This is a genomic window from Nonomuraea harbinensis (assembly GCF_019396385.1).
Taxonomy (GTDB): Bacteria; Actinomycetota; Actinomycetes; order Streptosporangiales; family Streptosporangiaceae; genus Nonomuraea; species Nonomuraea ferruginea.
On sequence record NZ_JAHKRN010000123.1, the window covers coordinates 1 to 1,164 of the forward strand.

The 1,164-nt window shown below is 66.5% G+C and carries 1 protein-coding gene; it reads left to right on the forward strand.

Features of this window, described 5'->3' with window-relative positions:
• A partial coding sequence (locus KME79_RS44285) for an IS1634 family transposase (RefSeq protein WP_219552669.1) occupies positions 1 to 1,164 on the forward strand: 1,164 nt, incomplete at both ends.

Genomic DNA, 1,164 nt, shown 5'->3' on the forward strand with positions numbered 1-1,164 from the left:
GACGAGGTCGCCACCCTGCTGAACCTGGAAGTGGACCTGCTGTTCTTCGACACCACCAGCACCTACTTCGAACTGGAGGAACCCGACGAGGCCGTCGCCCGCGACGACACCGGCCGCCGACAGAGCGACAACCCCGGCGGCAGCGACGACGGCAGCGACGTGAACAAGGCCGGGTTCCGCACCTACGGCAAGTCCAAGGACTCCCGCGACGACCTGCCGCAGATCGTCATCGGCATGGCCGTCACCAGGGACGGCATCCCCGTGCGCTGCTGGTGCTGGCCCGGCAACGCCTCTGACCAGAAGGTGATCCGGCAGGTCAAGGACGAGATGCGGGACTGGACCCTGTCCAAGATCGTATGGGTGACCGACCGCGGCTTCTCCTCCGAGACCAACCGCCGCTACCTGCGGCAAGGCGATCACGCCTACATCGTCGGCGAGAAACTCCGCTCCGGCTCACCCGAGGTCAAGGCCGCCCTGTCCCGCCAAGGCCGCTACACCGAGACCGCCGTGAACATGCGCGTCAAGGAAGTACGGATCAGCGACACCGACCGGTTCATCATCTGCCACAACCCCGAATCGGCCGCACGTGACCAGCACATGCGCACCCAGCTCATCGCCCACCTCCAAGAGCTGATCGACGGCACCGACCAGCTCAGCGACTTCAAACGCGGCGAACTACGCGGCAAGATCGCCGGCAGGCCCGGCCTGAACCGCTACCTGCGCATCACTGCGGCCGGCAAGCTCCGCATCGACCACGCCCGGATCAAGACAGAGGAGAACCTCGACGGCAAGTACCTTCTGCGCTGCTCGGACCCTCACCTGAGCGCCGAGGACATCGCCGCAGGCTACAAGCAGCTTCTGGAAGTCGAGCGAGGCTGGCGCGACATGAAGCAGATCATCGACCTGCGGCCCGTCTACCACCGGCTGGAAGAACGCATCCGTGCCCACGTCGTCCTGTGCTGGCTCGCTCTGCTGCTCATCCGCATCATCGAGACCCGGGCCGGCACGACCTGGTCCCAGGCCCGCCGCGAGCTCCAACGCCTCCACGTCGGGACCTTCGCCGGCCCTACCGGCACGTTCCAGCAGGTCACCGGCCTGACCAAGCCGCAGATCGACCTGCTCGCCAAGCTCGGCATCCCCCGTCCCAAGCAGGTTCTCGGCCTC